Source organism: Paraburkholderia sp. Ac-20340, from assembly GCF_017104965.1.
Lineage (GTDB): Bacteria > Pseudomonadota > Gammaproteobacteria > Burkholderiales > Burkholderiaceae > Paraburkholderia.
Genome location: NZ_JAAGPR010000004.1, coordinates 231,697 through 258,648 on the forward strand (window position 1 = coordinate 231,697; position 26,952 = coordinate 258,648).

The 26,952-nt window shown below is 62.1% G+C and carries 25 protein-coding genes; 13 read left to right on the forward strand and 12 right to left on the reverse strand.

The genetic code is table 11. The annotated features are described in order from the left end of the window. Nucleotides 1–10: 10 nt before the first annotated feature. Entirely contained in the window at nt 11–2,089 is a 2,079-nt protein-coding gene (tssI, locus tag G3N59_RS08215; protein ID WP_205982064.1) for a type VI secretion system tip protein TssI/VgrG, read from the reverse strand. Between the two features lie 288 nt (nt 2,090–2,377). On the opposite strand from tssI, the gene G3N59_RS36925 reads away from it, so the two are divergent. Continuing rightward, nucleotides 2,378–2,545 (forward strand): PhzF family phenazine biosynthesis protein, encoded by a 168-nt coding sequence (locus G3N59_RS36925; RefSeq protein ID WP_241023264.1) that lies wholly within the window; start codon nt 2,378–2,380, stop codon nt 2,543–2,545. 161 nt (nt 2,546–2,706) lie between these two features. On the opposite strand, the gene G3N59_RS08225 is transcribed toward G3N59_RS36925, so the two are convergent. The 5 genes from G3N59_RS08225 to G3N59_RS08245 are packed head-to-tail and all read right to left on the reverse strand — an operon-like array spanning nt 2,707 to nt 7,247. Next, nucleotides 2,707–3,372: a glutathione S-transferase family protein gene (locus tag G3N59_RS08225; protein WP_205982065.1), complete on the reverse strand. Its 666-nt coding sequence runs from the start codon at nt 3,370–3,372 to the stop codon at nt 2,707–2,709. Nucleotides 3,373–3,417: 45 nt separating this feature from the next. Then, nucleotides 3,418–4,344 (reverse strand): amidohydrolase family protein, encoded by a 927-nt coding sequence (locus G3N59_RS08230; RefSeq protein WP_205982066.1) that lies wholly within the window; start codon nt 4,342–4,344, stop codon nt 3,418–3,420. A gap of 15 nt (nt 4,345–4,359) precedes the next feature. Continuing rightward, the gene (locus G3N59_RS08235) at nt 4,360–5,193 is read right to left on the reverse strand and encodes a sugar phosphate isomerase/epimerase (RefSeq protein WP_241023265.1); all 834 of its coding nucleotides are present in this window, start codon (nt 5,191–5,193) and stop codon (nt 4,360–4,362) included. Then, nucleotides 5,190–5,930: an SDR family NAD(P)-dependent oxidoreductase gene (locus G3N59_RS08240; protein WP_205982068.1), complete on the reverse strand. Its 741-nt coding sequence runs from the start codon at nt 5,928–5,930 to the stop codon at nt 5,190–5,192. The genes G3N59_RS08235 and G3N59_RS08240 overlap by 4 nt, the downstream gene beginning before the upstream one ends. Before the next feature lie 21 nt (nt 5,931–5,951). Beyond that, nucleotides 5,952–7,247 carry an MFS transporter gene (locus G3N59_RS08245; protein WP_241023292.1) on the reverse strand — a complete coding sequence of 432 codons (1,296 nt, stop codon included), beginning with the start codon at nt 7,245–7,247 and terminating at the stop codon, nt 5,952–5,954. A 227-nt stretch (nt 7,248–7,474) separates the two neighbouring features. Between G3N59_RS08245 and G3N59_RS08250 the strand changes: the two genes are divergently transcribed. After that, nucleotides 7,475–8,389: a LysR family transcriptional regulator gene (locus G3N59_RS08250; RefSeq protein ID WP_205982070.1), complete on the forward strand. Its 915-nt coding sequence runs from the start codon at nt 7,475–7,477 to the stop codon at nt 8,387–8,389. A gap of 84 nt (nt 8,390–8,473) precedes the next feature. Then, nucleotides 8,474–8,998: an SRPBCC domain-containing protein gene (locus tag G3N59_RS08255; RefSeq protein ID WP_205982260.1), complete on the forward strand. Its 525-nt coding sequence runs from the start codon at nt 8,474–8,476 to the stop codon at nt 8,996–8,998. Between the two features lie 58 nt (nt 8,999–9,056). On the opposite strand, the gene G3N59_RS08260 is transcribed toward G3N59_RS08255, so the two are convergent. Next, nucleotides 9,057–11,888 (reverse strand): EAL domain-containing protein, encoded by a 2,832-nt coding sequence (locus G3N59_RS08260; RefSeq protein WP_205982071.1) that lies wholly within the window; start codon nt 11,886–11,888, stop codon nt 9,057–9,059. A 314-nt stretch (nt 11,889–12,202) separates the two neighbouring features. On the opposite strand from G3N59_RS08260, the gene G3N59_RS08265 reads away from it, so the two are divergent. The 10 genes from G3N59_RS08265 (at nt 12,203) to G3N59_RS08310 (ending at nt 22,046) form a co-directional block, all read left to right on the forward strand. Then, the gene (locus tag G3N59_RS08265; protein WP_205982261.1) at nt 12,203–12,706 is read left to right on the forward strand and encodes a MaoC family dehydratase; all 504 of its coding nucleotides are present in this window, start codon (nt 12,203–12,205) and stop codon (nt 12,704–12,706) included. A gap of 126 nt (nt 12,707–12,832) precedes the next feature. After that, a complete protein-coding gene (locus G3N59_RS08270; RefSeq protein WP_205982072.1) occupies nt 12,833–14,224 on the forward strand; it encodes an MFS transporter in 1,392 nt (463 codons plus the stop codon). Beyond that, nucleotides 14,221–15,639, forward strand: coding sequence for an MmgE/PrpD family protein (locus G3N59_RS08275; protein ID WP_205982073.1), 1,419 nt, complete (start codon nt 14,221–14,223; stop codon nt 15,637–15,639). The genes G3N59_RS08270 and G3N59_RS08275 overlap by 4 nt, the downstream gene beginning before the upstream one ends. Nucleotides 15,640–15,708: 69 nt before the next feature. After that, entirely contained in the window at nt 15,709–16,893 is a 1,185-nt protein-coding gene (locus G3N59_RS08280; protein WP_205982074.1) for an acyl-CoA dehydrogenase family protein, read from the forward strand. Beyond that, nucleotides 16,890–18,080 carry a CoA transferase gene (locus G3N59_RS08285; RefSeq protein ID WP_205982075.1) on the forward strand — a complete coding sequence of 397 codons (1,191 nt, stop codon included), beginning with the start codon at nt 16,890–16,892 and terminating at the stop codon, nt 18,078–18,080. The genes G3N59_RS08280 and G3N59_RS08285 overlap by 4 nt, the downstream gene beginning before the upstream one ends. A gap of 71 nt (nt 18,081–18,151) precedes the next feature. Then, nucleotides 18,152–18,901 (forward strand): GntR family transcriptional regulator, encoded by a 750-nt coding sequence (locus G3N59_RS08290; protein WP_241023294.1) that lies wholly within the window; start codon nt 18,152–18,154, stop codon nt 18,899–18,901. Nucleotides 18,902–18,923: 22 nt separating this feature from the next. After that, the gene (locus tag G3N59_RS08295; RefSeq protein ID WP_205982077.1) at nt 18,924–19,733 is read left to right on the forward strand and encodes a CoA ester lyase; all 810 of its coding nucleotides are present in this window, start codon (nt 18,924–18,926) and stop codon (nt 19,731–19,733) included. Between the two features lie 55 nt (nt 19,734–19,788). Beyond that, nucleotides 19,789–20,538, forward strand: coding sequence for an electron transfer flavoprotein subunit beta/FixA family protein (locus tag G3N59_RS08300; RefSeq protein ID WP_205982078.1), 750 nt, complete (start codon nt 19,789–19,791; stop codon nt 20,536–20,538). A 15-nt stretch (nt 20,539–20,553) separates the two neighbouring features. After that, on the forward strand, nt 20,554–21,486 hold the full coding sequence (locus G3N59_RS08305; RefSeq protein WP_205982079.1) for an FAD-binding protein: 933 nt from the start codon (nt 20,554–20,556) through the stop codon (nt 21,484–21,486). Continuing rightward, nucleotides 21,483–22,046: a DUF2889 domain-containing protein gene (locus tag G3N59_RS08310; protein ID WP_205982080.1), complete on the forward strand. Its 564-nt coding sequence runs from the start codon at nt 21,483–21,485 to the stop codon at nt 22,044–22,046. Before G3N59_RS08305 ends, G3N59_RS08310 begins: the two co-directional genes overlap by 4 nt. 62 nt (nt 22,047–22,108) lie before the next feature. Here the strand turns inward: G3N59_RS08310 and G3N59_RS08315 are convergent, their stop codons facing one another. The 5 genes from G3N59_RS08315 to G3N59_RS08335 all read right to left on the reverse strand — a co-directional run bounded on the left by G3N59_RS08315 (nt 22,109) and on the right by G3N59_RS08335 (nt 26,951). Continuing rightward, nucleotides 22,109–23,221, reverse strand: coding sequence for a Gfo/Idh/MocA family oxidoreductase (locus G3N59_RS08315; RefSeq protein WP_205982081.1), 1,113 nt, complete (start codon nt 23,219–23,221; stop codon nt 22,109–22,111). Between the two features lie 26 nt (nt 23,222–23,247). Further along, nucleotides 23,248–24,360 (reverse strand): porin, encoded by a 1,113-nt coding sequence (locus G3N59_RS08320; RefSeq protein WP_205982082.1) that lies wholly within the window; start codon nt 24,358–24,360, stop codon nt 23,248–23,250. Between the two features lie 70 nt (nt 24,361–24,430). Further along, nucleotides 24,431–25,225 carry an SDR family oxidoreductase gene (locus G3N59_RS08325; protein ID WP_205982083.1) on the reverse strand — a complete coding sequence of 265 codons (795 nt, stop codon included), beginning with the start codon at nt 25,223–25,225 and terminating at the stop codon, nt 24,431–24,433. Further along, nucleotides 25,222–26,115 carry an aldose 1-epimerase gene (locus tag G3N59_RS08330; RefSeq protein WP_205982084.1) on the reverse strand — a complete coding sequence of 298 codons (894 nt, stop codon included), beginning with the start codon at nt 26,113–26,115 and terminating at the stop codon, nt 25,222–25,224. Before G3N59_RS08330 ends, G3N59_RS08325 begins: the two co-directional genes overlap by 4 nt. Before the next feature lie 2 nt (nt 26,116–26,117). Then, the gene (locus G3N59_RS08335; protein ID WP_241023267.1) at nt 26,118–26,951 is read right to left on the reverse strand and encodes an aldolase/citrate lyase family protein; all 834 of its coding nucleotides are present in this window, start codon (nt 26,949–26,951) and stop codon (nt 26,118–26,120) included. Nucleotide 26,952: the final 1 nt, after the last annotated feature.

Genomic DNA, 26,952 nt, shown 5'->3' on the forward strand with positions numbered 1-26,952 from the left:
TGGATGAATGTTAATCGGAAAGGAGACCCATGATGGAGAGATCGTCAGAGGGAATGCCTGGCAGCGGATTACCGTCAAACGAGATGGCATTCCCGGTGCCGCTGGTTTGCGTCATCGGCCCCTTAAGTTTGATCTCAAGAGCTTCCAGGGTGATGCCGCCAGAATCGAGCGTTATCGTTCCGCCCGGACCGCGTATAACCAACTTCTGACTGGCATTTAGTTCGTAATGCTGTGTCTGCCTTTCTATGCTCTGGCCTGCATTTATCCTGCAATGACCCTGGACCATTGCCTCGACGTTCCCGCCCACATCAATAATGTGATTGGCCGTCGTTTGGTCTTTGCGGTGGTTTCCTACCTTCTCAACGCGGTCCTTACCGACATTGATCGCGTGATTGCGCTGAACATTCAGTATGTCGTCCTCGCCAAGGGTGTGCGAGCGGTTGTGACCGATGTTCACCCGCTCGTCGTTAGCTACGCTCTCTGCGCGGTCGTGGCCAATATCGAAAGCCTCGTCATGTTCCACATTTTCAATGCGGTCATTGCCTACGAAAGTAGATTCGTCGTGGTTGACGTGGATGCTCCGGTCCTTCTGTGCATGGATATAGACTTCTTCCTGTCCAGCTTCGTCTTCGAAGCGTAGTTCGTTAAAACCATCGCCCTTATGTGTCTGGCTCCTGATCGTCATGCGTGTCTTGTGACACGGTAACTCATAAGGCGGTAGATTCAAGGCGTTATAGCTTCGACCGATAATCATCGGTTGGTCACAATCACCATCGACCCAGGCGACAATGACCTCCTGACCAATGCGCGGGATTGCCAGATTTCCCCACGCCGCACCAGCCCAGTTTTGAGCCACACGTATCCAGCACGAACTGTGTTCGTCGCTATTGCCTCGTCTGTCCCAAGGGAACTGCACCACCACGCGGCCCCATTCGTCACAGTGAATTTCTTCACCAACCGGGCCGGTTACAGTCGCGATCTGAGGACCATCAATAACTGGCTTAGGAAGAAGCGGCGCTTTCCATTCCACATCATCGGGAATAATTTCGGCGATATAGCTGTATGTTGTGCCATGCGCGGCACCAGCGGCTTCTTCTTCCACACTCACATATTGCGTGCCCGTGTGAACGATGCGCACAGGACGCCAGTTACGGTTCCATTCGTCACGTGGATGCCCTTCCAGCGTAAAAGCTGTTCCGGGGGTGATGCGCGCGTCGTCACCCTTGATTGTCGCCATCTGGGCATCGTGGCGTTCCGCCAGTTGCCGGGTCAACGTAAAAGGTCGTCCGGCGGAATCGAACTTAAAACGTCCAGGAAATTGATATTTTTCGTAGTTGCGCCCCTGATGCGCCAGGTGCGCCCCATCGCTGCTGTGTTGCAGGTTATATCGCGGATTGCGGAAGAAATAATCCCTCTGTACAACTCGGCTAGTCCTTACCTGTTCGCCGTAGCGCATTGCCCAGATGCACGGTTCTCCTTGTTCGCCGCCGGATGTCGCGTTGTAGACCACGGCACCGGAGATCGCCCCATGCACAATGATTCGGTCACCCATGATAAGGCGGTGCCCATCGGCAGTATGGCGGTAGGCAGAATACACGCCCTCTTCTGCGGCGACGCGGTTAATAAAATCGAGCGTGGTTTCTCCATGTTGCACACAATATTCACGCGTCAGGTGTTCACCGTAGATACGCTGCTCGAAATTGGTAATGCCGAGTTCCTTGATCCGCTCCTCAAGAATCTGGGGAACGGATTTTCGTTGCGTAATCCGCCAGTCGGAGCAAAGTCCGGCGCTAGCGAGCATCGGTTCAACTACAGCTCTGTATCGCGTGCGCCGAAAGCCCGTATCGCCCTGTGCAAACTGGCTAACGATGCCATGCACGTAACGCACGGGTTTATCGTCCTGGTAGATCGTTAGAACGGCAGGCTGGTCTAAAATCTTGCCGAACTCTATCCCCGGGTTGGTACTAACAAGATCAATCGCAAGTTTATAACCTTCCGAAACGCCTTCTTCATGCTCAAAACTCACGACGTCGAAAGCGACACCACTGGCAACCTGAAAGGTAAATCGCAAATCTACTTGTCTTGACATAAGCGAGCCTCCGTCGACATTTAAAATCGGTTCGGGCGCATCGTTTTACAGCAATGTGAGCGCTCGTTAAGGCGCCTTAAACATCGCCTTAACGACAATCATCCGAACTCCGCCGGCAGAGGGAATAAGTAACTTCCGAAAAACTCGGAATACAACCGACGCGCATAAAAACGCAGTGCACGCTTGATGTTTGACAAAATTTTCTGACACGCCACCTAATCGACAGATCGCGGATTGACGGCGAGTCGCGAAACGGCTGCGCGCTCGCAACTCCCGGCAGACGATGAAATGCAGCCGCCCACCGCCAAAGTGCCGTTCTGCGGTCACGCAACCATTGCTCTCGGCGCAGCGCTGGCGCTTAAACATGGCGATGGTATATTTCCACTCGTCCTCAATCAAACCGCCATTACCGTCGAAGCGTGGCGCAGCGGCGAACTGATTTCAGTGGCCGCATGAAGGAACGATCGAAATCGTTCAGGGCGAGGATATGGGTATGCGCTCGCTTCTGCGCGCCGAAATTACGCCGGAAGCGGGCAGTTCGATCCGCGTTTCGGGCACGGCGCGAATGATGCGTTCCTGAAATCCGCGGAGTCTTTCCAAAGAAAACCGGCGCAGTTTCAAGCGCCGGATTCACCGCGATTGAAAAGCGCCAGTTGCGCCGCAAAGGCGCGTCGATACGCAGGCCGCGCTTCGCCGCGCGCAACATAAGCGGCGAGATTTGAAAATTCATCGAGCAAACCTGAAGCCTTCAATCTCAGCAATACCGACACCATCAACAGATCGCCCGCGCTGAACGCGCCATCGAGCCAATCCGCGCTACCCAGCCGATCGGCAAGATCGCTCAAGCGCTGGCGAATGCGCTCTTCGACAAGCGGCAGACGCTCCGCATACCAGCTTCTATCGCGCTCCTGAAAGCGGATCGTCTGCAGATCGAGAACAGGCGGCTCGACCGTATTGAGCGCGGCGAACATCCAGGTAATCGCGCGTGCCCTCGCCTGCGCATCGTCGGGCAACAAGCCGGCATGCGAGGCGGCGATGTGGTACACAATCGCGCCCGACTCGAACAAGGCCAGCGTGCCTTGTTCATAAGTGGGAATCTGCCCGAAAGGATGCAGCGCGCGATGCGCGGGCTCTTTCATCGCACTGAACGAGACCAGGCGGACCTCATACGCCTGACCGGTTTCTTCCAGCGCCCAGCGCACCCGCATGTCCCGCGCCAGTCCCTTGCCGCGATCCGGCGAGCGTTCGAACACGGTAATCACCGGATGCAGTGGAGCGGTCATGCTGCATTCTCCTTTGCCGGATCGCGCGCCAACGCCGGCATTCAATCAAACGGACGGCCCATCGATAGTGCAGTGTAAGGCGTTCGAACTGTCTTTGCGCAACGCATGATCGACGTTTGCATTGGACGTGCCCGCGCGCAGCGGCGTGTCGAAACCAAATAGCCGTCGCGGCGTGTCCCATTGAATCTGACGCCTGACGACCGGGTCGGGCACGATGGCCTCGAACAGCGTCAGCAGCGGGCCATAATCGAGCCGCTCGGGCGCGCGCAGAAATGGCCAGTCCGAGCCCCACATGCACTGCTCGGGCCCGAATGCGCGCAGCAGTGCATGGGCATACGGCCAGGTGTCCTCATAAGGATGCGAGCCGCGCGAATATTTCTGCCAGCCCGAGAGTTTCACACTCGCCCGGCCGCTATCCGCAAGCCGCAGCAGTGCGTCGAAACCCGCCTGGCCGATGCCATCCGCGCTATGCGGGCGGCCGCAATGATCGACCACGATCTGCGCAGGCTGATTCGCGAGCCACGGTCCCAGCGCGCTCATCTGGTCGCCCTCCACCTGCACCTGCGCAATCATGCCGAGATCCGCGAGCAAGGCCAAAAGCGGTCCCGCGTTGCGCACCGCATCGAGCCCCTCCATCGCGGCATTGAGCGCCACGCCCACTACACCGGCGCGCTGCATTGCGGCCAGTTCGCCACGCGCGATCGTGTGGTCGACCACGGCCACGCCGCGAAAGCGCCCTTCCCACGATTCGATGGTGTCGAGCATGCAGCGATTGTCGGTGCGATAGCCGCTCGTCGGGCCGACCAGCAACGCATGGCGCACGCCATAGGCATCCATCACGCGCACGAACTGGTCCGGCGTGCCGACTTCCTGCTGCGCCGGCCGATAAACCGTGTCCTCGCGATACGGAAAGCGCAGGGGATCGAACACGTGACAATGGCAGTCGATCTTGTCGTCGTCAAATACGGACATGAGTTGTTTTCCTCTTCAAACACTTGCAGCAACGCTTGCGCGATCCACCACGCGTCGCGCGCTGCGATAAGCCAGTTCAATCCGCGCTTGCGGATGCAATGATGGCATCGGCATTTCGACGCTCAGCGGCAACGTTCGCGGCAACGCCCGCAACAGAGCATCGAGCGGCAAGGCGCCGTCGCCGGGCGCAAGGCGTGCGGTGCGGGCCTCGCGTATCGCTTCCTCGTCGTTGGCGGGCAGGCTTGCGGGTGCGTCGCAAAGCTGCGCGAACCCTGCCACTTCAGGCGGCATGGCTGCAACGTCGTCGGGCGTGCCGCCCGCGCGAGACAGATGCAGGGCGTCGATTAGCACCGCAAGATTGGGTTGAGCCGCTCGCTCGATCGCAGCGCGCGCCTGCGCGAGCGTACCGACATGCCGCCAGCGCATGAATTCCAGATCGATGCGCAGCCCGAATGGTTTTGCCAATTGCGCAAGCGCGGCGAGTTTCTCCGCAAGACGTGCTTCGTCAGGGTCGTCGCCCGATACGCTCACACAACATGCGCCCACCGACGCCGCCGTTTCGAACAACGGCAGCAAGGAAGCGGGATCGAGTTCGGGCACGACCGGTACGAATTCGACATCGAAAACACCAACGCCCTCGCCGCTCAGCACATCGCGCAACTCGCGTTGCGCCGCACTGCCTGCGATGATCGGATAAGCCACCCCGCCAGGCGCAGCCGGATAGAGCCGCAGCCCCACGCCACTGAATCCGGCGCGAGCCGCAAGACGCACCCATTGCGTGGGCGCATGGTCTAGCGCCGTTAAATGCGCGGCGGCCAGCGGGCGGGCAAGCGGTTCGGCCGGTTTCAATACGTGGCCCTCCCGCCCGTGAGGTCGAAGGTGAAGCCGGTGGTAAAGCTGCATGCGGGGCTGACCACCCAGCTCACCATGCGGCCCACTTCTTCGATCTGCAGGAAACGGCCCAGCGGAATTTTCGCCTTGCTCGCGACGATATGCTCGTCCGACATTTCGCGGAACAGTTCCGTTTCGACCATGGCCGGCGCGATGCAATTGATCAGCACGTTGTCGTGCGCCAGTTCTTTAGCCGCCGATTTGGTAAATGCGATCACGCCCGCCTTCGCCGCCGAATACGCCGAAATGAATTGCACGCCTTCTTTACCCGCAATCGACGCGACATTGAGAATGCGTCCGCCGCCGTGCTTGCGCATATGCGGCACCGCCACGCGGCAGGTATAAAACACGCTGTTCAGATCGACGGCCAGCACCCGATTCCAGGCGTCGAGCGGATATTCCCAGCTCGGCGCCACCGGCCCGTTGATACCCGCGTTGTTGACGAGAATGTCCACACGCCCCAGCGCTGCAACCGTCGATTCGAAGGCGCGCTCAACCGATTCGTACGACGAAACATCGACGGATTCCAGATGATCGGGCGTAAAGCCCAGACGCTTTGCATCGCAACCCGCGGTATCGAGATCCCAGACTACGACGCGTGCGCCATCCGCCTTGAGCTGGCGCGCAATACCCAGCCCGATGCCGCGCGCGGCGCCCGTGACGATAGCGACCTGGCCGTCGAGAGTGTGACTCATGGCTAACATTTCCTTTGAAGTTCAAGTGCGGGAATTCGCGAGTGGATCGAGAACAATCCGTTTGATGTCCCCGACCACGAAGAGGTACGAGAGCGCGCCCATCAGCGTGACGGCCGAAATGAATGCGAGTGCGTAGACAAACGATCCTGTTGCGTTGACGATCAAGCCGATCACCAGCGGCGTGACGATGCCAGCGGCATTCGCGAACAGATTGAAGATGCCGCCGCTCAGGCCGAGCAGACCCTTCGGCGCGATATCGGAAACAATCATCCAGGCGAGCGCCGACATGCCCTGCGCAAAGTACGCCACGCAAAGAATGGCGATGACCGCGGCCGTCGAATCGACGTAATTCGCCGCTGCGATCGTCGCCGCCAGCAGCAGCCCGGAGATCACCGGCAGCTTGCGCGCCCAGTTCAGCGAAACGCCACGGCGCAGCATGGCGTCGGAGATCCAGCCGCCGGACAGCGTGCCCACCGAAGCCGCAATAAACGGCAGCACGGCGACGATGCCCACCTTCAGCCACGGCATATGCCGCTCGGTGGCGAGATAGGTCGGAAACCACGTGAGGAAAAACACATTGGTCGAGTTGCAGGCGAACTGGCCGATGCAGATGCCGAACATGCTGCGATGGCGCAGCAACGCGCCCACGTCCGACCAGCGAAAGCGCGTCACTTCCTGGCTGCCGTCGATCACGCCACCGCCGCTCGCGATATGGTCGAGTTCCGCACGATTGGCCCGTTTCGACTGATGCGGCTCGTGAAAGCGCATCAGCCACACCGCGCCGAACGCCACCCCAACCGCACCGACCATGCCAAACAGCGCACGCCAGCCGTAGCGTTGTTCGAGCCAGAACAGCAGCGGGCTCAGGAACGCAAGGCCCACATATTCGGCGAAGGTGTAGACGCCTGTGGCTCGCGCGCGCTCGCTTTGCGGAAACCAGATCGCCACGACGCGGCTATTCGTGGGAAAGCACGGCGCTTCGGCCGCGCCGATCAAAAGACGCATGATGATCAGCGAGACGAACCCCGTCGCAAGTCCCTGCAAGCCGGTGAAAAACGACCACAGGGTCAGCGCGAAAAAATACGTCCAGCGCGTGCCGATTCGATCGAGTAACAGGCCGCCGGGAATCTGCGAAGCGGTATAAGTCCACGAAAACGCGGAGAAAATCACGCCCATCAGCGCGGGCGTCAGCCCCAGATCGTGACTCATCGCGGGAGCGGCAACGCCGGCCACGCTGCGATCGAGGTAATTGATCATCGTGCCGATCGAGAGCAGCGCGAGAATGCCGAATCGCGTGCGGGTACGCGCGGCGCTCATCGTGGCCGGATCGGCACAGGCGCCGAGCGCCCTGGATGTCTGGACTGGGTTCATCGCGTCTCCATCATTGATTTTTTGCCGCGCCGCCGGGTTCTTGAAGCCCGTTTCTGGCCGGTGCGGTCCTTGATGGAGATACTAGGGAAGTGCCGCGCGGCTGTCGTATGCCGAGTTTCAGATATCCTATAACTTTTGGTTAATCGCCCGCCGCGCGGGCCTCAGGAACGGCAATGCGCTTCAAACTCCGGCAAATGGAAGTGTTTCGTGCGGTGATGCTGACGGGGTCGATCAACGCCGCCGCCAAAATGCTTTATGTTTCCCAGCCCGCCGTGAGCAAGCTGGTCTCGCACACCGAAACCACGCTGGGACTGCGCCTGTTCGAACGCACCAAAGGCCGCCTGATTCCCACGGCGGAAGCGCAGGCGCTGTTTCGTGAAGTCGAGCAGGTTTATCAGTCCGCGCTGCGCGTGGACGAATTCGCGCGCGCGCTGGCGCTCGGCCCGTCCAGTCTGCTGCGCGTGGCGTGCAGCCCGTCGCTCGCAACCACGATCGTTGCGCCCGCAATCGTCGAGCTCAAACGCAGATTGCCGGGTCTGCGAGTCGACTGGCACACGACCCTCATGGCGGAAATGCCGATGGAGGTCCTGAGCAAGACGGTCGACCTGGCCGTGACCTCGATGCCGATCGAGCACGAACATCTGGAAGTCGTACCGTTCATGCGCGGACGCATGGTGTGCGCGCTGCCGTCCGGGCATCCGCTGGCTTCGCAGGAGCGCATTGCACTGGCCGATCTCCAGTCCGAACCGATGATCCTGTTTCGCCGCGATATTCCCTTCGGCACTGTGATCGTGCGCGCCTGCCAGCATGCGGACGTCGATCTCACTTCGGTTGTGGACGTCACGCACGCCGATCAGGCGCTCGCACTTGTGCGCGGCGGTCTGGGCCTTGCGATCGTCGATGAATTCGCCGCGCAAGGTGCCGATTGCGCCGTGCGGCCGCTGGTTGAGAATCTGGAAATGACGGCGACCTTCGTTTATTCGAAGTTCTCGGCGCCGCCGCAAAGCGCAACGCTGCTCATGGAAGCGATTTACGGGCGTGCCGTGCAGCTTGGGCGGCAGCAAGGACAGGGTCCTGATATCACGTGAATCGATAACAGGAATCACAAGATGTCATTGGCGTTATTTCAGAGGGGCGTGCATCATCACATCATCAATCGCCCATTCTGGAGTATCGCAATGAAGATGAACGCAATCATTTGGCCCGAAGATTACACGCCTGGTTTCACCGATAACTACTGCTCGAACGAAGTGATCGTGGCCGGTCTGAGTGCGGCCGATGTCTGGCCGCTGCTGAGCACGCCGTCGCACTGGCCGACCTATTACGCCAATTCGGCGAATATCCGCTTCCACGACGGCAAGGGGCCGGAACTGCAGAATGGCGCGCGCTTTTACTTCGAAACCTTTGGCTTTCCGGTCGAGTCGCAATGCACGGAATTCGTCGCGCCCGCGAACGGCGAGCCGGGCCGCGTTGCATGGCACGGCTGGGCGGGCGAAGGCGACACCCGTCTCGACGTCATCCACGCCTGGCTGGTTGAAGATCTGGACGGTGGCCGCGTGCGCATCCTCACGCAGGAAAGCCAGAAGGGCAAACCGGCCGTCGATCTGCGCAATGCCAAACCGAATCCCATGATCAACGGTCATCAGGACTGGCTCGACGGCCTCGTTGCGGCAGCCCGCTCGCGCAAGCAAGGCTGATCGATATCGTTGCGTACGCAACAGGCTGGCTGGGCTGGCTCAAGCCGAGCCCCCAGCATTAAACGGCCCAATCCGGCAGCGAAGCCTTGATATCGGATAGCGCAACGGGGCGCGCAAACAGGAAACCTTGAAGCTCGGTGCATCCCTCATGCACGAGTATGTCGCGCTGCTGTTCGGTCTCGACGCCTTCCGCAATTACCGCAATATTCAGGTCCTTACAGAGCCCGACAATCGAACGGACAATCGCCCGCGATTTCCGGCTCTCTTCCACATCCTTCACGAAACTGCGGTCGATCTTGATACTCGTGAACGAAAAGTCCCGAAGCAGGCTGAGCGACGAATAACCGGTACCGAAATCGTCCATTGCAATCCCAATGCCGAGTGCGCGAAGCGAATTCAGCACCGAGCGCAAGGTCTCGGACGATTCGAGCAATGCGGTTTCCGTGATTTCGATTTCGAGTTGCGATGCCGGCAGACCCGACTCGCGAATCACCTGCGCCACGGTATCGACGAAATCGATACGCGTGACCTGCGCGGCCGAAACGTTGACGTGAAGTCGTAATGGCATCGGCAATTGCGCCGCGTCGAGACACGCCTGACGAAGTACCCAGGCGCCCAGCTCCGGCATCAAACCACGCTCTTCTGCAAGCGGAATGAATTTCGACGGCGGGATATTGCCGTGTCGCGGATGCGGCCAGCGCAGCAGCGCTTCGCAAGCAGTCGGCATGCCGGTGATGCCGTCGACGATCAACTGATAGTGAATCTGCAGATCTTCCGCGCTCATTGCGCGCCGAAGCTCGAATTCGAGTTCGTTGCGCTGGCTGGCCGCATCATGCATATCGCCTTCGAAAACGCGGAAGCAATTGCGCCCGGCCGCCTTGGCCGCATAGAGCGCAAGGTCCGCGCGCTCCAGCGCTTTATCGGCGACGTCCACACCCCGAGGCAACTCGACGATACCGATGCTGACACCAATCGACGCTTCGCCCCGGCTCAGCGCGAACGGCTTCGAGAGCATCTCGATGCATCGCATGGCCAGCGCCCTGGCATCGTCGACGCCTCTGGGCGTGTTGAGAATAATGGTGAACTCATCGCCGCCGAGGCGCGCCAGTTGATCGCCCTCGCGCACGCTCGCGGCAAGACGTTGCGCGACCGCACGCAACAATTCGTCGCCGGAATGATGCCCAAACGTGTCGTTGACCGACTTGAAGCGGTCGAGATCGAGATACAGCAGACAGAATGGCTGACTGCGCCGCAGATCGGCAAGCCGATGCTGCAGTTTCGCGTGGAACGCAAAGCGGTTCGGCAGGTCGGTCAAGGGATCGTGTAGCGCCAGATGACGAACCTGCTTTTCGGCGGCGTGCCGCAGCGTGACATCTTCGAGCGTCGATACCCAGCCGCCGTGGGACAACTGCCGGGTCGTCACGGAGATCACGCGGTTCGCCAGATTGACTTCGGTCGCGGTATCCGGCGTGGAGCTTGCCGCAATCACGCGGCGAAATTGCGTCATGAGCGCCGCGCGGTTTGCGGACTGCCCGCGCAATTGCTTGCCGATGCGCCACAGCAACGCACTGAGGCTCGCGCCCGCCGCCGGCGCTTCGTACATATCGAACAGCAACGAGAACTGCCGGTTCGCGATGACAAGGCGCTCCTGCTGGTCGAACAGACACAACCCCTGACGCATATTGTCGAGCGCGAGATCGAGGTTGCGCCGGGTCGCTTCCAACGTAAGCGCCGATTCCTGTTGCTCGGTGCGATCCCGCGTGATCTTCGCGTAGCCGAACAACTCGCCCGCATCGTCGTAGATGGGCTGGATCACCACATGCGCCCAGAACTTGCCGCCGTCCTTGCGCAGACGCCAGCCCTCGGCTTCGAATTTGCCCGTCTCGCGCGCCTGCCGCAGCCCGCTTTCGGGTGCGCCACGCATGCGCGCTTCTTCGGTGTAGAACAGCGAGAAGTGCCGCCCGACGATCTCTTCGGCGCTATAACCCTTGGCCCGTTGCGCGCCGGCATTCCAGTTCGAAACGCAGCCGCGGGTATCGAGCATATAGATCGCGTAGTCGGTGACGCCTTCGACCAGCATGCGAAAACGTCGCTCGTGATCGAGCGATTGCTGCTGTATGCGGCGCGCTTCGGTCCGGTCCTGCGTCAGCACCGCGTACCCAAACAGCTCGTTGCCCGCGTGATAGATCGGCTCGATGAGCACATGCGACCAGACGCTCACGCCGTCTTTACGCACGCGCCATCCATCGCCCTCGAAGCGCCCTTCGCGCATGGCGGCGCGCAGTTCGCGCTCGGGCCTGCCGCTCGCCTGATCGTCGGCGGTATAGAGCGAGCGATAATGCCTGCCGACCACATCGTCCCGGCAATAGCCGCCGGACATCTGTGCGCTCGCGCTCCAGTGTGAAATCAGGCCATCGGCATCGAGCATCAACATTGCGTGCTCGGCCCCGCTCACTGGAGACCGGCTCACGTCTTCGCCTTCGGCGGGCAGGGTGTCGAAGGCCGCAATATCGGTGCAATCGCGCGTGATCTTGGCGAAGCCGAACAATTCGCCTTGCGGGTCGCGCAGCGCATCGATCACGACATGGGCCCGAAACGCCGTGCCATTCTTGCGCAGGCGCCAGCCATAGGCTTCGTATCGCCCTTTCGTTCGCGCCACGTGCAGGTTGCGCGCGGGAATCTGATTCAGGCGATCTTCGCGGCTATAGAAACAGGAAAAGTGCCGCCCCAGTATTTCCTCTTCCCGATAGCCTTTCTTCTGCTCGGCGCCCGAATTCCACGTGGCGACGAAGCCGTCGATGTCCAGCATATAGATCGCATAGCGCGTGATGCTCTGAACGAGAAGCTCATACACGTCATTGTGCGGCTGTACGCGCGAAAGGCTATTCATGGTCGATGAAGTTCGAAGAAACGACGTTTGCTGGGGCATTCGCATACGTCGTTGACCGACCGCTGAAGCCTGCGTAACCGGAATTACGGCATCAGATTCCATGACTTGAGAGCAGCAGGCATTATTTTCGAAGAATGACTGAAATCGTATCGAGCTGGCAGCCACCCAGACAGAATAAAGGTCGCTATCGCCCCCGCCCGCTCCCCGAATCGCCAGGGTAAACCGTAGAAAGCTCCCGCTTGACACCCCAACTCACTGCGCCCGATACTTTGTCCGCACAAAGTGACATTTAAGACAGGAGCAGACAAACCATGATGCAGTCGGAGAAAGTGGGGACGCAGCGCTACCGTGCCAGCTACGGCCGTTATCTCGAGGATTTCACGGTGGGCGACATCTACGAACATCGCCCGGGCCGCACCATTACCGATGCGGACAATATCCAGTTTTCGCTGCTGACGATGAATCCGCATCCGATGCACTGCGATGCGAATCACGCGTCGAAGAGCGAATTCGGCAAACTGCTCGTGAGCAGCGGCCTCACCGTGGCCATCGTGCTCGGCATGTCGGTCAACGACGTGAGCGGCAAAGCCATCGCCAATCTCGGCTGGAAGGAAATTCGCCTCACGGGCCCGGTATTTGCGGGCGATACGCTTTATGCGGAGTCCGAAGTGCTTGAAGTGCGCGAGTCGAAATCGCGGCCCACGCAAGGCATCGTGACCGTGCACACGCGCGCATTCAATCAGGACGGCAAGCCCGTTCTCGACTACATCCGTTCGGCGCTGATCGCCAAACGCGGCCACGGCACCAACGAGGCCTGAGCACCCGCAGGACAACCGCACGGAACGCCGCTGCGTTCCGCTGTTTTGCCGTCACGCCGATAAACCGCCACCTCATCCATAGAGCGGCCCGCGCAACGGTTCACTGCCACAGGACTGGAGACAACTGTGAGTCACAACGTTAGCTCGGGCGCCAGGCTAGACCGGCTGCCGATGTCGCGGTTTCACTGGAAGATTCTCGGGCTCATCAGCGCGGGCGCGTGCCTCGACGCCTTCGACGTCTATCTCGCGGGCGGCGTGTCCGCGGCGATGCTCAAGACGGGCTTTTCCACGCTGCAGCTCAACGCGCTGTTCGTCTCGTGCGGCTTTTTCGGCATGGTGATCGGCGCGGGCCTCTCGGGTTATCTCGGTGACCGCTTCGGCCGGCGCTCGTCGTATCAATTCAATCTCGCGCTGTTCGGCTTGATGTCGTTCGCCGCCGCATTTGCGCCGAGCATTCACTGGCTGATCGGCGCGCGGTTTCTGATGGGCATCGGCCTCGGTGCGGAACTCGTGGTGGCGGCCGGAACGCTGTGCGAATTCATTCCGCCAGCGTATCGCGGCCGCTGGATCTCGCTGCTGGGCCTGATCGTCAACTCGGGGCTCGTCATGGCGACCAGCGTGGGCTATGTGGTGATTCCGCATCTGGGCTGGCGCTGGATGTTCGGCATCGCGGGCATCGGCGCGGTGGTCGTGTGGGCGCTGCGTCACCGCATGCCGGAGTCGCCGCGATGGCTCGAATCGGTCGGCCGCACCGCCGAAGCCGAGGAAACCGTGCGCGCCATCGAGCAGGAAGTCGAGCAACTCAAGGGCCCGCTGCCGCAGGTCACGCGTTCGCAGAACCTCGAAGTGCCGCGCGCCCCGCTTTCGGCGCTGTTCCGCCGCGGCATGATCGGCCGCACGTTGACGGCCGCCCTCACCGCCGTGGCCGTCAACGTGGCCGTGTACGGTTTCGTCGCGTGGCTGCCGACCTTCTTCGTGCACGAAGGCCGCGACATCGTCACCTCGCTCGGTTTCACCACGCTGATGTCGCTGGGCGCGCCGCTCGGCGCCGTGCTCGGCTACCTCACGGCCGATCGCCTCGGCCGCGCCAAGGGCGTGGTGTTCTTCAGCGTGCTCACGATCGTGCTCGGCTTCGTCTATCCGCAGATGACGGCCAACGCGGCCATCGCCGTGGTCGGCCTCACGCTGGTCAGCTGCATCTACGCCATCGTCACGCTCGGTCTGTTCGGCTACGTGCCCGAACTGTTTCCCACGGCGCTGCGCCTGCGCGGCACCGGCGTGGCGGGCGTGTGCGGGCGGATCGCCTCGATGCTGACCTCGTACGCCGCCGTGATCCTGTTTGCGCAACTCGGCCTGTTCGGTGTGCTCGGCATGGTGGCCGGCGTGCTGGCGCTGCTCGTGATCGCCGTGCTGAAACTCGGCGTCGATGCAAACCAGTTCTCGCTCGAAGCCGTCTCGCCCGACGAAGACCCCAGCGCCGACCCGTTATCGCTCAACCATCAGGGAGCCACCCGATGAACGCTCGCAACGACATCGATCCGCACGCACAACACGCACACACCATCGCGCAGCAACTGGCCGCCTTCACGACCTCGCTCGACATCGACGACGTGCCCGCCGCCGTGCGCGAACGCGCGAAGCATCTGATGCTCGACAGCATCGGCCTCGCCTGCGCCACGATCGACCTGCCCTACGCCACGTCCACGCTCGCCGCGATGCAGGAACTCGGCGATGGCAGCGCCACCGTGTTCGGCTACGCGCCAAAGCTCGCGCTGCGCGACGCCATGCTGCTCAACGGCCTGTTGATTCATAGCCTCGATTTCGACGATACCCACGCACGCGGCGTGATTCATTCGACCGCCAGCGCGCTGCCCGTCGCGTTCAATCTGGCCGAGCGCGAAAACGCCAGCGGCGCCGCTCTGCTCGCGGCCTATCTCTGCGCCATGGAAGTGTCGACGCGTGTGGGCGCCGCCGCGAAAAGCGGCTTCCACAACACGGGCTTCCATCCGACCGGGCTCGTGGCGGCGTTCGGTTGTGCGCTGGGCGCGGCGCGTCTGCTCGGCTTGTCGCAGGAACAGGCGCAGCACGCCCAGGGCATTGCGTTGTCGATGGCCTCGGGCAGCCTGGAGTTTCTGCAGGACGGCGCGTGGACCAAGCGTCTGCATCCCGGTTGGGCCGCGGTCGCGGGCACCACGGCGGCGACGCTCGCGAAGCACGGTTATATCGGCCCGGGTGCGCCGTACGAAGGCCGCTTCGGTCTGTACTCGCTCTACATGAAAACGCCGCTGGGCGCCGACGATCTCGCGCTCGCTACGGCGGGCCTCGGCGAGACGTGGGAAATCGACGGCGTTGCGCTCAAGCCGATTCCGGCCTGCCATTTCACGCATGCCTCTTCGGATGCGGCCATCGCCCTGCATCGCGCGCACGGACTGGCGGCCAGCGAGATCGAGCGCGTGGTGGTGCGCGTGCCCGGCCCGACCATTCCGATCATCTGCGAGCCGGTGGAAAACAAGCAGAAACCGTCGAACAGCTACGACGCGCAGTTCAGCATTCCGTACATCGTCGCGACCGGTCTGCTGCACGGCCGCTTCACGCTCGACGATCTCGACCCCGCCGCGCTCGCCGACGAAGCCGTGCGCGCCCTCGCCGCCCGCGTCACGCACGAAGCCGATCCCGAGACCACTTTCCCGCAGCACTACACGGGCGAAGTGACGATCCACACGCGTGACGGGCGCACGCTCACGCACCGCGAAGCCGTCAATCGCGGCAGCGCCGACCGGCCGCTCAGCAACGACGATATCGTCGCGAAGTTCTACGACAACGCGCAGCGCAAGGTGTCGCGCGACGCGGCGGCGCGCATCTGCGAAGCGGTGCTCTCGCTCGAACGCCTGAGCGCGCGCGAACTCGCACAGGTGCTGGGCGCGGCCCGCTGAATCGGCACTGAATCCAATACCCGCACGCACACGTTGCGTGCACAACGAAACGACTGACCAGGAGTGACGATGGCTACGATCGACGCCGATCATCAACAGGACGCCGGCGACTACGCCGAGAACGAAACGCTGATTCTCGACATGCTGGACCGCTTTCTCAAGACGGAAGTGAAACCGTATGTGCACGACCTCGATGCGAAGGACGAATACCCGCACGAGATCGTCGAAAAGATGAAGGAGATGGGCCTGTTCGGCTGTCTCATCGGCACCGAATATGGCGGGCTCGGGCTGTCCACGTCCACCTACGCGAAGATCGTCGATCGTATTTCGGCGGTGTGGATGTCGGTGAGCGGCATCATCAATTCGCATCTGATCATGGCGATGACGATCCAGCGCAACGGCACGGAGGCGCAAAAGCGCGAGTTCCTGCCGCGCATGGCGACGGGCGAACTGCGCGGCGGCATTGGCCTGACCGAGCCGGATTGCGGCACCGACCTGCAGGCGATCCGCACGGTGGCGAAGCGCGACGGCGATCACTACATCGTGAACGGCAGCAAGACGTGGATCACCAACAGCAAGTACGGCAACCTGCTCGCGCTGCTGGTCAAGACCGACCCGGATGCGCAGCCGCGCCACAAGGGCATGAGTCTGCTGATCGTCGAAAAAGGTCCGGGCTTCGAGGTGAGCCGCCAGCTGGAAAAGCTCGGCTACAAAGGCATCGACACTTGCGAGCTGAACTTCACGAACTTCCGCGTGCCGGTTTCGCGCGTGATCGGCGGCGAAGAAGGCCTTGGCCTCAAGCAGATTCTGAGCGGGCTCGAACTGGGCCGCATCAACGTGGCGGCGCGCGGCGTGGGCGTGGCGCAGGCGGCGCTCGACGAAGCCGTGGCGTATTCGCAGCAGCGTAAAACCTTTGGCAAGCCGATCTGCGAGCACCAGGCCATCGCGCTCAAGCTCGGCGAAATGGCCACGCGCGTGGAAGCCGCGCGCCTGCTCACCGATTCCGCCGCGCGCGCCTACGACAAGGGCCTGCGTTGCGACATGGAAGCCGGCATGGCGAAGTATTTCGCCACCGAGGCCGCGGTGGAAAACAGCATGGAAGCCATGCGCATTCACGGTGCGTACGGTTATTCGAAGGAATACAACGTCGAGCGGCTGTATCGCGATGCGCCGCTTCTGACCATCGGCGAAGGCACCAACGAGATGCAACGCCTGATCATCGCGAAGATGCTGATTGCGAGGAACCCTGCATGAGCCTGCCCCTTTCCGGCGTACGCATCGTCGCCATCGAACAATACGGCGCGGGCCCGTTCGCCACGCAACATCTGGCCGATCTCGGCGCGGAAGTCATCAAGATCGAGAATTTCCGCGAAGGCGGCGATGTGGGCCGCGCGGTCGGGCCGCACTTCTTCGGCGAAGGCGACAGCCATTTTTTCGAGGCCTTCAACCGCAACAAGAGCAGCCTAACGCTCGATCTGAAAAAGCCCGAAGGACGCGAGGTGCTGCACGATCTCGTGCGCACCGCCGACGCGGTGTTCAACAACCTGCGCGGCGACCTGCCCGTGAAGCTCGGCCTCACCTACGAGCAGTTGAAAGCAGCCAATCCGGCCATCGTCTGCGCGCATCTTTCGGCGTATGGACGCACCGGCAGCCGCGCGTCGTGGCCTGGCTACGATTATCTGATGCAGGCGGAAGCCGGCTATCTTTCGGTGACGGGCGAACCCGACGCGCCGCCCGCGCGCTTCGGCCTGTCGATCATCGACCTGATGACGGGCACCACCGCTGCCATGGCGCTGCTCGCGGGTCTCGTGCAGGCGCGCGCGACGGGCGTGGGCCGCGACCTCGACACGAGTCTGTTCGACGTCGCGCTGCATAACCTCGCCTACGTGGGCACGTGGTATCTGAACGGCGGCACGGTGACGGGGCGCGACCGCCGCTCGGCGCATCCTTCGCTCACGCCAAGCCAGTTGTACAAGACCAAGGACGGCTGGATCTTCCTCATGTGCAACAAGGAAAAGTTCTGGGGCGTGCTGGCCGAGGCGCTCGACCGTCCTTCGTGGATCACCGACGAGCGCTTCTGCAACTTCAAGGCGCGGCTCGCGAACCGCGATCTGGTCGAGCAGGAACTCGACGCGGCGCTCTCGCGCGCGACCACGGCCGAATGGCTCGAACGCCTGGGCGGCCGCGTGCCCGCCGCGCCGGTCTACGATATCCAGCAGGCGCTCGACAGTCCGTTCGTGGCCGAGCGCCAGAACGTGGTCGAAGCGGAGCATCCGCGCTTTGGCAAGATTCGCGGCGTGGCGGCGCCGGTGCGCGTGGACGAGCCGCTGCCGGCGCGGGCCGCGCCCGATCTGGGTCAGGACAACGCCAGACTCTTCGCCGAACTCGGTTACGATGCTGAACGAGTCGCCGCCCTGCGCGAGAGCGGTGTCGTGCAATGACCTTGCAGGCAACGCACGACGCGGCGCGACAGGCGACTCCGTTTGTCAATCTCTCTTCGTGCGTGCAAAAGATGGTTAATGTGCTCGGTCAGCAGCCACGCTATATGCAGTTGGCGCAGACGCTCATCAACGAAATACAGGGTGGGCGCTTTCCCGTGGGGTCCACCATTCCCACCGAATTCGAACTGTGCGAGCAGTTTGGCGCGAGTCGTTCGACCGTGCGCGAAGCGGTCAAGCAACTCGTGCAACTGGGCATGGTGGTGCGTCAGGCGGGCGTGGGAACCACGGTCAAGGCCACGAGCGCGGAAGGCGGCTATCGGCAGGTCATGCAGCAACTGAACGACCTGCACCGTTATACCGCCGACACCGCGCTGCATCTGCTCGAGCAGGAGACCGTCGAGATCGACGATCCTGCGCTACGCACGATGCTCGAAGCCAAAACCGGCGAAACCTGGCTGCGCCTGAAAGGCGTGCGCCGCTCGCCGGAAAACATCGATCCGATCTGCTACACCGAGGTCTATATCCAGCCTGCGTTCCGTTCGCTGACGGGCGTCGAGGACGCCCCGCATACGCCGATCTACGCGCTGATCGAGCGTCAGTTCGGCGAGCAGATCGCGCAGGTGCAGCAGGAAATCAAGGCGGTGGCGCTGCCCGCCGACGTCGCGCGCCTGGTCAATGCCAAGCCGCGTACGCCGGCGCTGTGGCTGTCGCGCCGTTATTTGAACCGGCGCGGCGAGATCGTCGAGGTGGCGATCAGCATTCACCCTGCCGAGCGCTTCAGCTACTCCGAAACCTTCCAGCGAGGATGGGCCGGCGTCTGAAGCCTTTTCGAAAGGAATCTTCATGATCGCACGCAGTTTTCTGTTCGTTCCCGGCGACCGGCCGGAACGCTTCTTCAAGGCGCTGGCGACCGAGGCAAGCCAGGTCGTCATCGATCTGGAAGACGCCGTCGCGCCCGACGCCAAGACCGGCGCGCGCGATCAGCTCGCGTCGTGGCTGCGCACCGGCATGGCCGACACCGAACGCGAGCGCGTGATGGTGCGCGTCAACGCGTTCGGCACGCCGTGGCATGCGGCCGACGTCGCGATGCTCAACGCCGCCAGCCTGCGCCGCGTGATGGTGCCGAAGGCCGAAAACCCGAGCCAGCTCGCCGATATCGCCGCGCGCTGCGGCCGCAACGTGGAGCTGGTCGCGCTGGTGGAAAGCGTCGCGGGCGTGGTGGCGCTGCGGCAGATCGCGCATGCCAGCGGCGTGGTGCGGCTGGCCTTCGGCTCGTTCGATTACAGCGTCGATGCGGGCACGGAAAGCAGCGGGCGCGCGCTCGATTACGTGCGCTCGCAGTTCGTCATCGAGTCGCGTTTTGCGGGGCTGCCCGCGCCCATCGACGGCGTCACGCTCTCGACCGACGACCCGGCAATCATCGCGGCCGACACGCTCGATGCGCGTCAGTTCGGCTTCGGCGGCAAGCTCTGCATTCACCCGAAGCAGGTCGACGCGGTCAATCGCGGCTTCGCGCCCAGCGACGCCGAACGTGCGTGGGCCAAACGCGTGCTGGCCGCCCTGGCCGACAATCCGCGCGGCGCGATTTCGGTGGATGGCAAGCTGGTCGACAAACCCATCGTCGATCGCGCGAAACGCATTCAAGCCGCGTAGTTCGGGCCACGTAATTCAGACCGCCTGAGCGCGGCCTTATGGAGAACATGTAAGCATGAAGATTCTGGTGCCAGTGAAACGCGTGGTCGATTACAACGTGAAAGTTCGAGTGAAATCGGACGGCACGGGAGTGGATATCGCCAATGTGAAGATGTCGATGAATCCGTTCGACGAAATCGCCGTTGAAGAAGCGGTGCGCTTGAAGGAAGCGGGCGTGGCAACCGAGGTGATTGCGGTGTCGTGCGGCGTTGCGCAGGCACAGGAAACGCTGCGCACGGCGTTGGCGATTGGTGCGGATCGAGCGATTCTGGTTGAGTCCAGCGAGGATCTTCAGCCTCTGGCTGTCGCGAAGCTGTTGAAGGCGTTGGTCGATAAAGAGCAGCCTTCGCTGGTGATACTCGGCAAGCAGGCAATCGACGACGATTCCAACCAGACCGGGCAGATGCTGGCCGCGCTGGCCGGTTTGCCGCAAGCGACCTTCGCCTCGAAGCTCACGATTGCCGACGGCCGCGCCACGGTCGCGCGTGAAGTCGATGGCGGTGCGCAAACGCTTTCGCTCACGTTGCCCGCTGTGGTCACGACCGATCTTCGCCTGAACGAACCGCGCTACGTCACGCTGCCGAACATCATGAAGGCGAAGAAGAAGCCTCTGGAGACGATCAAGCCCGCGGATCTCGGGGTGGATGTCACACCGCGTCTGAAGACGCTCAAGGTCGCCGAGCCGCCCCGGCGCAGCGCGGGCGTGAAAGTCGCCGACGTAAAGACGCTGGTCGGGAAGCTGAAAACCGAAGCCAAGGTGCTGTAAAAGGATCTGTAAAAAATGACGATTCTGGTTATTGCCGAACACGATAACGCCGCGATCAAGCCGGCAACGTTGAACACGCTTGCCGCGGCGCAACAGCTTGGCGGCGACGTGCATGTGCTGGTCGCGGGCCACAACGCGCAAGCGGCCGCCGATGCAGCCGCGAAGATCGCGGGCGTAGCGAAGGTGCTGCTGGCCGACGCGCCACAACTCGAACAAGGTCTCGCGGAAAACGTCGAAGCGACGGTTTTGAACATCGCGAAGAACTACTCGCACATTCTCGCGCCTTCCACCGCGGCGGGTAAAAACGTCGCGCCGCGCATTGCCGCCAGGCTCGACGTTGCGCAGATCAGCGATATCACGGCGGTCAATTCCGCCGATACGTTCGAGCGCCCGATCTACGCTGGCAACGCAATTGCAACCGTGCAGTCTCAAGACGCGGTCAAGGTCATCACCGTGCGCGCCACGGGCTTTGACCCGGTTGCAGCGGTGGGCGGCAGCGCAGCGGTGGAAAAGATCGAAGCGGCGGCTGACTCGGGCCTCTCGCAGTTCGTGAGCCGTGAAGTCACGAAGCTCGATCGCCCGGAACTCACGAGCGCGAAGATCATCGTTTCCGGCGGCCGTGGCCTTGGCAGCGGCGAAAACTACACGAAGGTTCTGGAACCGCTCGCCGACAAACTCGGCGCTGCACTGGGCGCGTCGCGCGCGGCAGTCGACGCCGGTTACGTGCCGAACGACTACCAGGTTGGCCAGACCGGCAAGATCGTCGCGCCGCAACTGTATGTGGCAGTCGGCATCTCGGGCGCGATCCAGCATCTGGCCGGCATGAAGGTTTCGAAGGTCATCGTCGCAATCAATAAGGATGACGAAGCGCCAATCTTCAGCGTCGCCGATTACGGTCTTGTGGGCGATCTGTTCACGAACGTACCGGAACTCGTGAGCGCGCTGTGAGCGTTGCCGAATCCCCCGCGCAGGCTGAAGCGCAAGACGTCGCGCGCACCCCGCTCCACACCCGCAACATCGTGCTGCAAGGCTATCGGCGCGCGGACGGTCTTTACGATATCGAAGGCCGTTTGCGTGACACCAAGTCGTATGATCGCGAATCGCACGGCGTCAACGTAAAAGCGGGCGAGCCCATCCACGACATGCTGTTGTGCATGACGGTGGGGAGCGATCTGGTGATTCGCGAGGTGCGCGTGGAATCGTTCGTGGTGCCGTACTCGGGCTACTGCGACGTGGCCGGACAGGACTATCGCCAGCTGCGCGGTCTGACGATCGCCGCCGGTTTCATGCGCGACGTGCGGCGTCTGGTGGGCGGCACGCGGGGTTGCACGCATTTGACGGAGCTGATCGGCGCGGTGGCCACGGCCGCGTTCCAGACGATGAGCATCGAGCTCAACGCCAGCCACGCGCAGCGGCCGTTCCAGATCGACGGCTGCTACGCGCTCAAGGCCGACGGCGCGATCGTCAAGGCGTTTCATCCCACGTGGTACGCAGGCAAACCGGACTGACGCGCGCGCGGCGCCTCTCCAAAGCGGCTGCCGCGCCTCGACCCTTGAAAATCCGCTTCAGCTTAACTAAGCGACAAACCCTCAATCTCGATCACCCGCTTCTCGCGGATCGACTTCTCGGCGGCCAGACCAATCACCACCGCCTTCAGCCCATCCTCCACCGTCACCTTGACCGGCGCGCCTTCGCGCACCGCCTGCTGGAATCCCAGGTGTTCGAAGTAAGTCGAGCCATGATGCGCGCCCAGGCTCAGCAGCTTTTCATCGACTTCAACGGTACGGCGCACAGGCCCTTTAGGATCGCGCGGGCTCACCACGACTTCGGCCTGGCGCTCGCCGCGTCCGGGCCAATGCTTGCCCGCGCCCGGCACGAAACACTCCACCTTGCCCTTGTCGCCCACCGCCGAAAACTCTTCCTGCCATTCCGCGCCATCCGCGAACATGCACAGATCGAGCGAGGCACGCTTGCCGCTTTTGAATTCGACGATCACATACGCGTTGTCGATCATATCGGGCACCTGGCCGTCGTAACGTTCGTCGCGATGATTGACATCGGCCGCGCCCGAAGCGAATACGCGCACCGCTTCATCGTCCACGATCAGACGCATCAGATCGAAAAAGTGACAGCACTTTTCAACCAGCGTGCCGCCCGTGCGTGCCGAGAATCGATTCCAGTCACCCACCTTCGAAAGGAACGGATGCCGATGCTCGCGAATCGAAAACATCTTCAGCGCGCCAATGCGATCGGCGGCAATCTCGTCGATCATCGCGGTAAGCGGCGGCATGTATCGATACTCCATCCCCACCCATAGCGGCGCCTTGTGCGCCTGGGCGGCTTCCGCCAGTTGCCGGCAGTCTTCGATCGTGGTGCAAAGCGGCTTTTCGATCAGCGTGGGATACGCCGTCGCCGCGCTGAACACATCTTCGAGAACCGCGCGATGCGTGTCGTTCGGAGTGGCAACGACCAGCACATCGCACGTCCGGCTTGCGAGCAGATCGCGATGATCCGCAAACACGCTCACTTCGCGCCCCAAGGTCTTGATGGCCGAGGCCACCGATTCCGTGTGCGGATCGGCGATGGCTGTGACAAGCGCATCCGGCAACAGCGCGATATTGCGAATGTGCTCTTGTCCCATCATGCCGGCACCGATAATGCCGTATCTCAAAGGCTCAGTCATGGAATCTCCTTAAGGCGAAGGTGGCGTTAGAAGGAAGTACGCAAGCCCACGGTGACGGCCCACGGGTCGAAGCCCGGCGTCACGGTGGAGTAAGTGGAATTGAGTAGCGCGAAGCCCTGATTCGAATGGCTGTTATTCGTAATCATCGAGGCATAGCCATAAAGCTGGGTGCGTTTCGAGAGGAAATACACATAGCCCGCGTTATAGGCCATCGCCCGCGCATTGGCGTTTTCGATGCGGCGCGCGACGCCCAGTTCGATATCGCCCGGCCCGGCCGGAATTTTCGCGTTGACGAGAAACGCCGATGCAAACCAGTTGGCCGCGTCGGTACGTTTCGAATAGATGTAATTAGCGCCGATGAAATTGCCGCTATAGGCATAGGTCGCGGCGAACACCTGCGTGAGTTGCGAAGACGGCGTGAGCGTGGTCGTATTGGCGTAATACTGATAGCGGTTCACGCCATAGCCGAGCATCATGCCGAAACGCTGGTACATCACATTCATGCCGATATTGCGGCCATCGGCGGTCTGGCCGGCTGCATTCTGCGCACCGAACGAATAGCCAATTTCACCGGAAAGACCGTTGAAATTCGGCGTGCGATAGCGCACGGCGTTGGGATAAAAGCCGCCGGTGCCCGATTTCCCCAGCGTCGTCGTATGTTCCAGCGACATGATGGCCGCGGGGTTCGACAAGCCGTAAGTCGCTACGTCCGATGCAAGAAAGACCCAGTAGATCGGCAGGTACATCAAGCCCGCATCGACGCTACCGTATTTCGTGCTCGACAGCCCGACTGACGCACCACGGTTGAACAAGGTCGTGCCGCCGCCCACACCCGTATAGGTGTTGAAGCCCGTTTCGAGCTGGAAGTTCGCGCGATAGCCGCCGCCCAGATCCTCGCTGCCGCGGAAGCCAAAGCGCGAGGCCTGCAGATTGCCGCTTGCCGCCATCGCCGTCGGACTCACGGTGTCGTTGAACTTGCCGTATTGAACGGCCGAATCGACGATACCGTAGATCGTGACCGTCGATTGCGCCCAACCTGCCGTATTGCCCGCGGCCACCAGCGCCGCGAGTGCCGTTCCGTTTCGCAGGCACGCACGTGCCCACGCGCCCGTTGCCGGACGCCTCTTCGCGTAAAACATCAGAAAGTCTCCAAGTTTGCTTTGGTTCTAATAGTTCTTCTAATGATGCACGCGAGCGTTAGCCGCTCGTCTAACCAACCACTGACACCTGCGCCAGCCCGGCATCGACGAGCAGATTCTGGCCCGTGATGGCCGCTGCCTGAGGACTGGCGAGAAACAACACTGAATCGGCAATATGTTTAGGCTCGACGCGAAACTTCAGGCATTGCAGATCGATAAACTGCTGATCGGACGCCGCATCGCGCCACAATGCGGTCTGACGCGGCGTGACCACGGCGCCCGGCAGCACCGCATTCACGCGGATGCCGCCATCGCCCAGTTCGCGCGCGAGCGTGCGCGTAATGCCCGAAATAGCCGCTTTGGACGCCGTATAGCCGATCAGATTGGGACGCCCGCGCAGCCACGAAATCGAACCCAGGTTGATGATCGAACCGCTGCCCATCGCGCGCATGCCAGGCGCGACGCGTTGGGTCGCGAAGACGTGGTGCGTGAGATTCACGGAGATCATCTCGTTCCACATGTCGACGGAAAGATCGTCGAGTGCGTGGCGCGTATCGCGCCCGGCGTTGTTCACGAGCGTATGGATCGCGCCGAGCGCCTGCGCAGCGTTGTCGAGCACCGCGCGATAGGCGTCGATGTCGCGCACGTCGCAGCGCCCGAACCACGGTTTGAAGCGGCCTTCTGCCGTCGCGCCAAGGCGCTCGCACAATGCGTGGCCTGCGTTTTCGTCGAGATCGCAGAACGCCACTTTCGCGCCCTGTTGCCAGAAGGCCTCGACAATCGCTTCGCCGATGCCCGACGCGCCACCCGATACGAACACCACTTGTCCGGCAAGCGCCGGATAGATTGCCTGGGTCGAATTCATTTTGATGTCCTTTCCAATTCTTTCGTAAGCGCCTGCACGGTGAAGCTGACGCGTGCCTCCAGCGCCTCGTTCGGCGCGAGCACATGCATCGGCGGATCATTGCCGTTTAGCGCGTTGTTCGCGTGACTCACGGGTTCAAACGCGAAGAACGGCTGCCCTGCGGGCCTGAAAAATACGACACACGGCAGTGCATCGTTCGCGTCGATCGCAATCCGGTGATGTGGCGTTTCAATGTGCGCCGCGCCGCTCCAGCCCGTGAAGCAGTTATCCACCACCGTGCTGTCCAATGCGCCGAATCCGGGCGGATCGATACGCGCGCAAGGCAGGGAGTCGCCGTCATTCACCAGCATCGATTTCCATTCGGTGTGCACGCGCGTCTCGCCCGCCGCGCTGTCGAGCGGAAAGAACGGATGCCAGCCCGCACCGCAAGGCGCAGCGATGTTGTCGGTATTGGTGATGCGCATGCCGAGCGTCAAGGTATCGCCTTCGATCGCCAGGGTTTGCTGCGCAACGAACGCGAACGGCCAGCGTTCGTTGGGCGCATGCTCGATCTGCATCGCGATCGAGCGGCCGTCCTGCGCGATCACCCGCCATGCCTGCTGAAACCCGACACCATGAATCGCATGCGCCATATCGGCGAGATTCTTCGCGAGCGTGTACTGCGAATCGGCGAAAGCGAACGCGCCAAACGCAATGCGATTCGAAAACGGCACGAGCGGATAGCACGCCGTCTTGCGTACGTTGCGCGCTTGCAGTTCGGCAGCGGGCGTCGGCCGCAGGACATCGCGGCCGTGCCAGCGCGCATCGATAATCGCGCCGCCCAGCGCCGGCGCCACCCGCACCTGCCAGGCGTCGTTGCCAAGCGCGAACAGTTCGGTCGTGCCACTCATGATCAGTACGGGCCGCCCGCGTTGGCGTTGGCTTCGACCTGATCGAGTTCGGCGATGAACGCATTGGCCTGGCGCATCATCATGCCCATGTCCGACGCAATCGCCACGTAGTCGTAGCCCATTTCCATGAACTCGCGCACCATCGCGGGCGTCGGCCCGACGATGCCGATCGGCATGCCGATGGCGTTCGCGCGACGCGCGCAATCCGCAATCATTTCGCGCACGCCTGCATCGGCGAGATTGCCGATCTTTCCCATCGCGGCCGACAGATCGCCCGGGCCAACGAACAGCGCGTCGACGCCCGGCACGGCAGCGATCGATTCGAGTTGCGCCACGGCTTCGGGCGTTTCCAGTTGCACGATGCACATGGTCGCCTCGTTGGCGCGCGCGCCGAATTCGCTCCACGTGCCGTAACGGCTGGCGCGATGCATCGCCGCGAAGCCGCGCGTGCCCAGCGGCGGAAACTTCGCCGATGCCACCGCCGCGCGCGCTTCTTCCGGGCTCTGCACATACGGGAACATCAGCGTGGGCGCGCCCATGTCGAGCGCGCGCTTGGCCAGCGTCGCGTCGTTGCGGGCAAGACGCACGATGGGCGCAGCGCCGCCGCAATCGACGGCTTGCAGCATATGCAGCACGTCGGTGAATTCGAGCGGCGCGTGTTCCATGTCGATCAACAGCCAGTCGAAACCGGCGTGACCGAATGCTTCCGCAGGTGCCGCCGAGCCGGCCATCAGCCAGGTGCCGAGCGGCTTCTTGCGCATCGCCGAGCCGTCCTTGTGCGCGAGTGCGTGGCGGAAGGCGTGGTGCAGCGGATCTTTTTTCATTCTGTTGACCATG

Coding starts and splice junctions, on each gene's coding strand:
- G3N59_RS08320 (WP_205982082.1), bottom strand. CDS start 24,360: ATGTTTTACGCGAAGAGGCGTCCGGCAACGGGCGCGTGGGCACGTGCG.
- G3N59_RS08260 (WP_205982071.1), bottom strand. CDS start 11,888: ATGAATAGCCTTTCGCGCGTACAGCCGCACAATGACGTGTATGAGCTT.
- G3N59_RS08225 (WP_205982065.1), bottom strand. CDS start 3,372: ATGACCGCTCCACTGCATCCGGTGATTACCGTGTTCGAACGCTCGCCG.
- G3N59_RS08230 (WP_205982066.1), bottom strand. CDS start 4,344: ATGTCCGTATTTGACGACGACAAGATCGACTGCCATTGTCACGTGTTC.
- G3N59_RS08330 (WP_205982084.1), bottom strand. CDS start 26,115: ATGAGTGGCACGACCGAACTGTTCGCGCTTGGCAACGACGCCTGGCAG.
- G3N59_RS08275 (WP_205982073.1), top strand. CDS start 14,221: ATGAACGCTCGCAACGACATCGATCCGCACGCACAACACGCACACACC.
- G3N59_RS08325 (WP_205982083.1), bottom strand. CDS start 25,225: ATGAATTCGACCCAGGCAATCTATCCGGCGCTTGCCGGACAAGTGGTG.
- G3N59_RS08300 (WP_205982078.1), top strand. CDS start 19,789: ATGAAGATTCTGGTGCCAGTGAAACGCGTGGTCGATTACAACGTGAAA.
- tssI (WP_205982064.1), bottom strand. CDS start 2,089: ATGTCAAGACAAGTAGATTTGCGATTTACCTTTCAGGTTGCCAGTGGT.
- G3N59_RS36925 (WP_241023264.1), top strand. CDS start 2,378: ATGCAGCCGCCCACCGCCAAAGTGCCGTTCTGCGGTCACGCAACCATT.
- G3N59_RS08250 (WP_205982070.1), top strand. CDS start 7,475: ATGCGCTTCAAACTCCGGCAAATGGAAGTGTTTCGTGCGGTGATGCTG.
- G3N59_RS08305 (WP_205982079.1), top strand. CDS start 20,554: ATGACGATTCTGGTTATTGCCGAACACGATAACGCCGCGATCAAGCCG.
- G3N59_RS08265 (WP_205982261.1), top strand. CDS start 12,203: ATGCAGTCGGAGAAAGTGGGGACGCAGCGCTACCGTGCCAGCTACGGC.
- G3N59_RS08335 (WP_241023267.1), bottom strand. CDS start 26,951: ATGGTCAACAGAATGAAAAAAGATCCGCTGCACCACGCCTTCCGCCAC.
- G3N59_RS08280 (WP_205982074.1), top strand. CDS start 15,709: ATGGCTACGATCGACGCCGATCATCAACAGGACGCCGGCGACTACGCC.
- G3N59_RS08285 (WP_205982075.1), top strand. CDS start 16,890: ATGAGCCTGCCCCTTTCCGGCGTACGCATCGTCGCCATCGAACAATAC.
- G3N59_RS08245 (WP_241023292.1), bottom strand. CDS start 7,247: ATGAGCGCCGCGCGTACCCGCACGCGATTCGGCATTCTCGCGCTGCTC.
- G3N59_RS08315 (WP_205982081.1), bottom strand. CDS start 23,221: ATGACTGAGCCTTTGAGATACGGCATTATCGGTGCCGGCATGATGGGA.
- G3N59_RS08290 (WP_241023294.1), top strand. CDS start 18,152: ATGGTTAATGTGCTCGGTCAGCAGCCACGCTATATGCAGTTGGCGCAG.
- G3N59_RS08295 (WP_205982077.1), top strand. CDS start 18,924: ATGATCGCACGCAGTTTTCTGTTCGTTCCCGGCGACCGGCCGGAACGC.
- G3N59_RS08240 (WP_205982068.1), bottom strand. CDS start 5,930: ATGAGTCACACTCTCGACGGCCAGGTCGCTATCGTCACGGGCGCCGCG.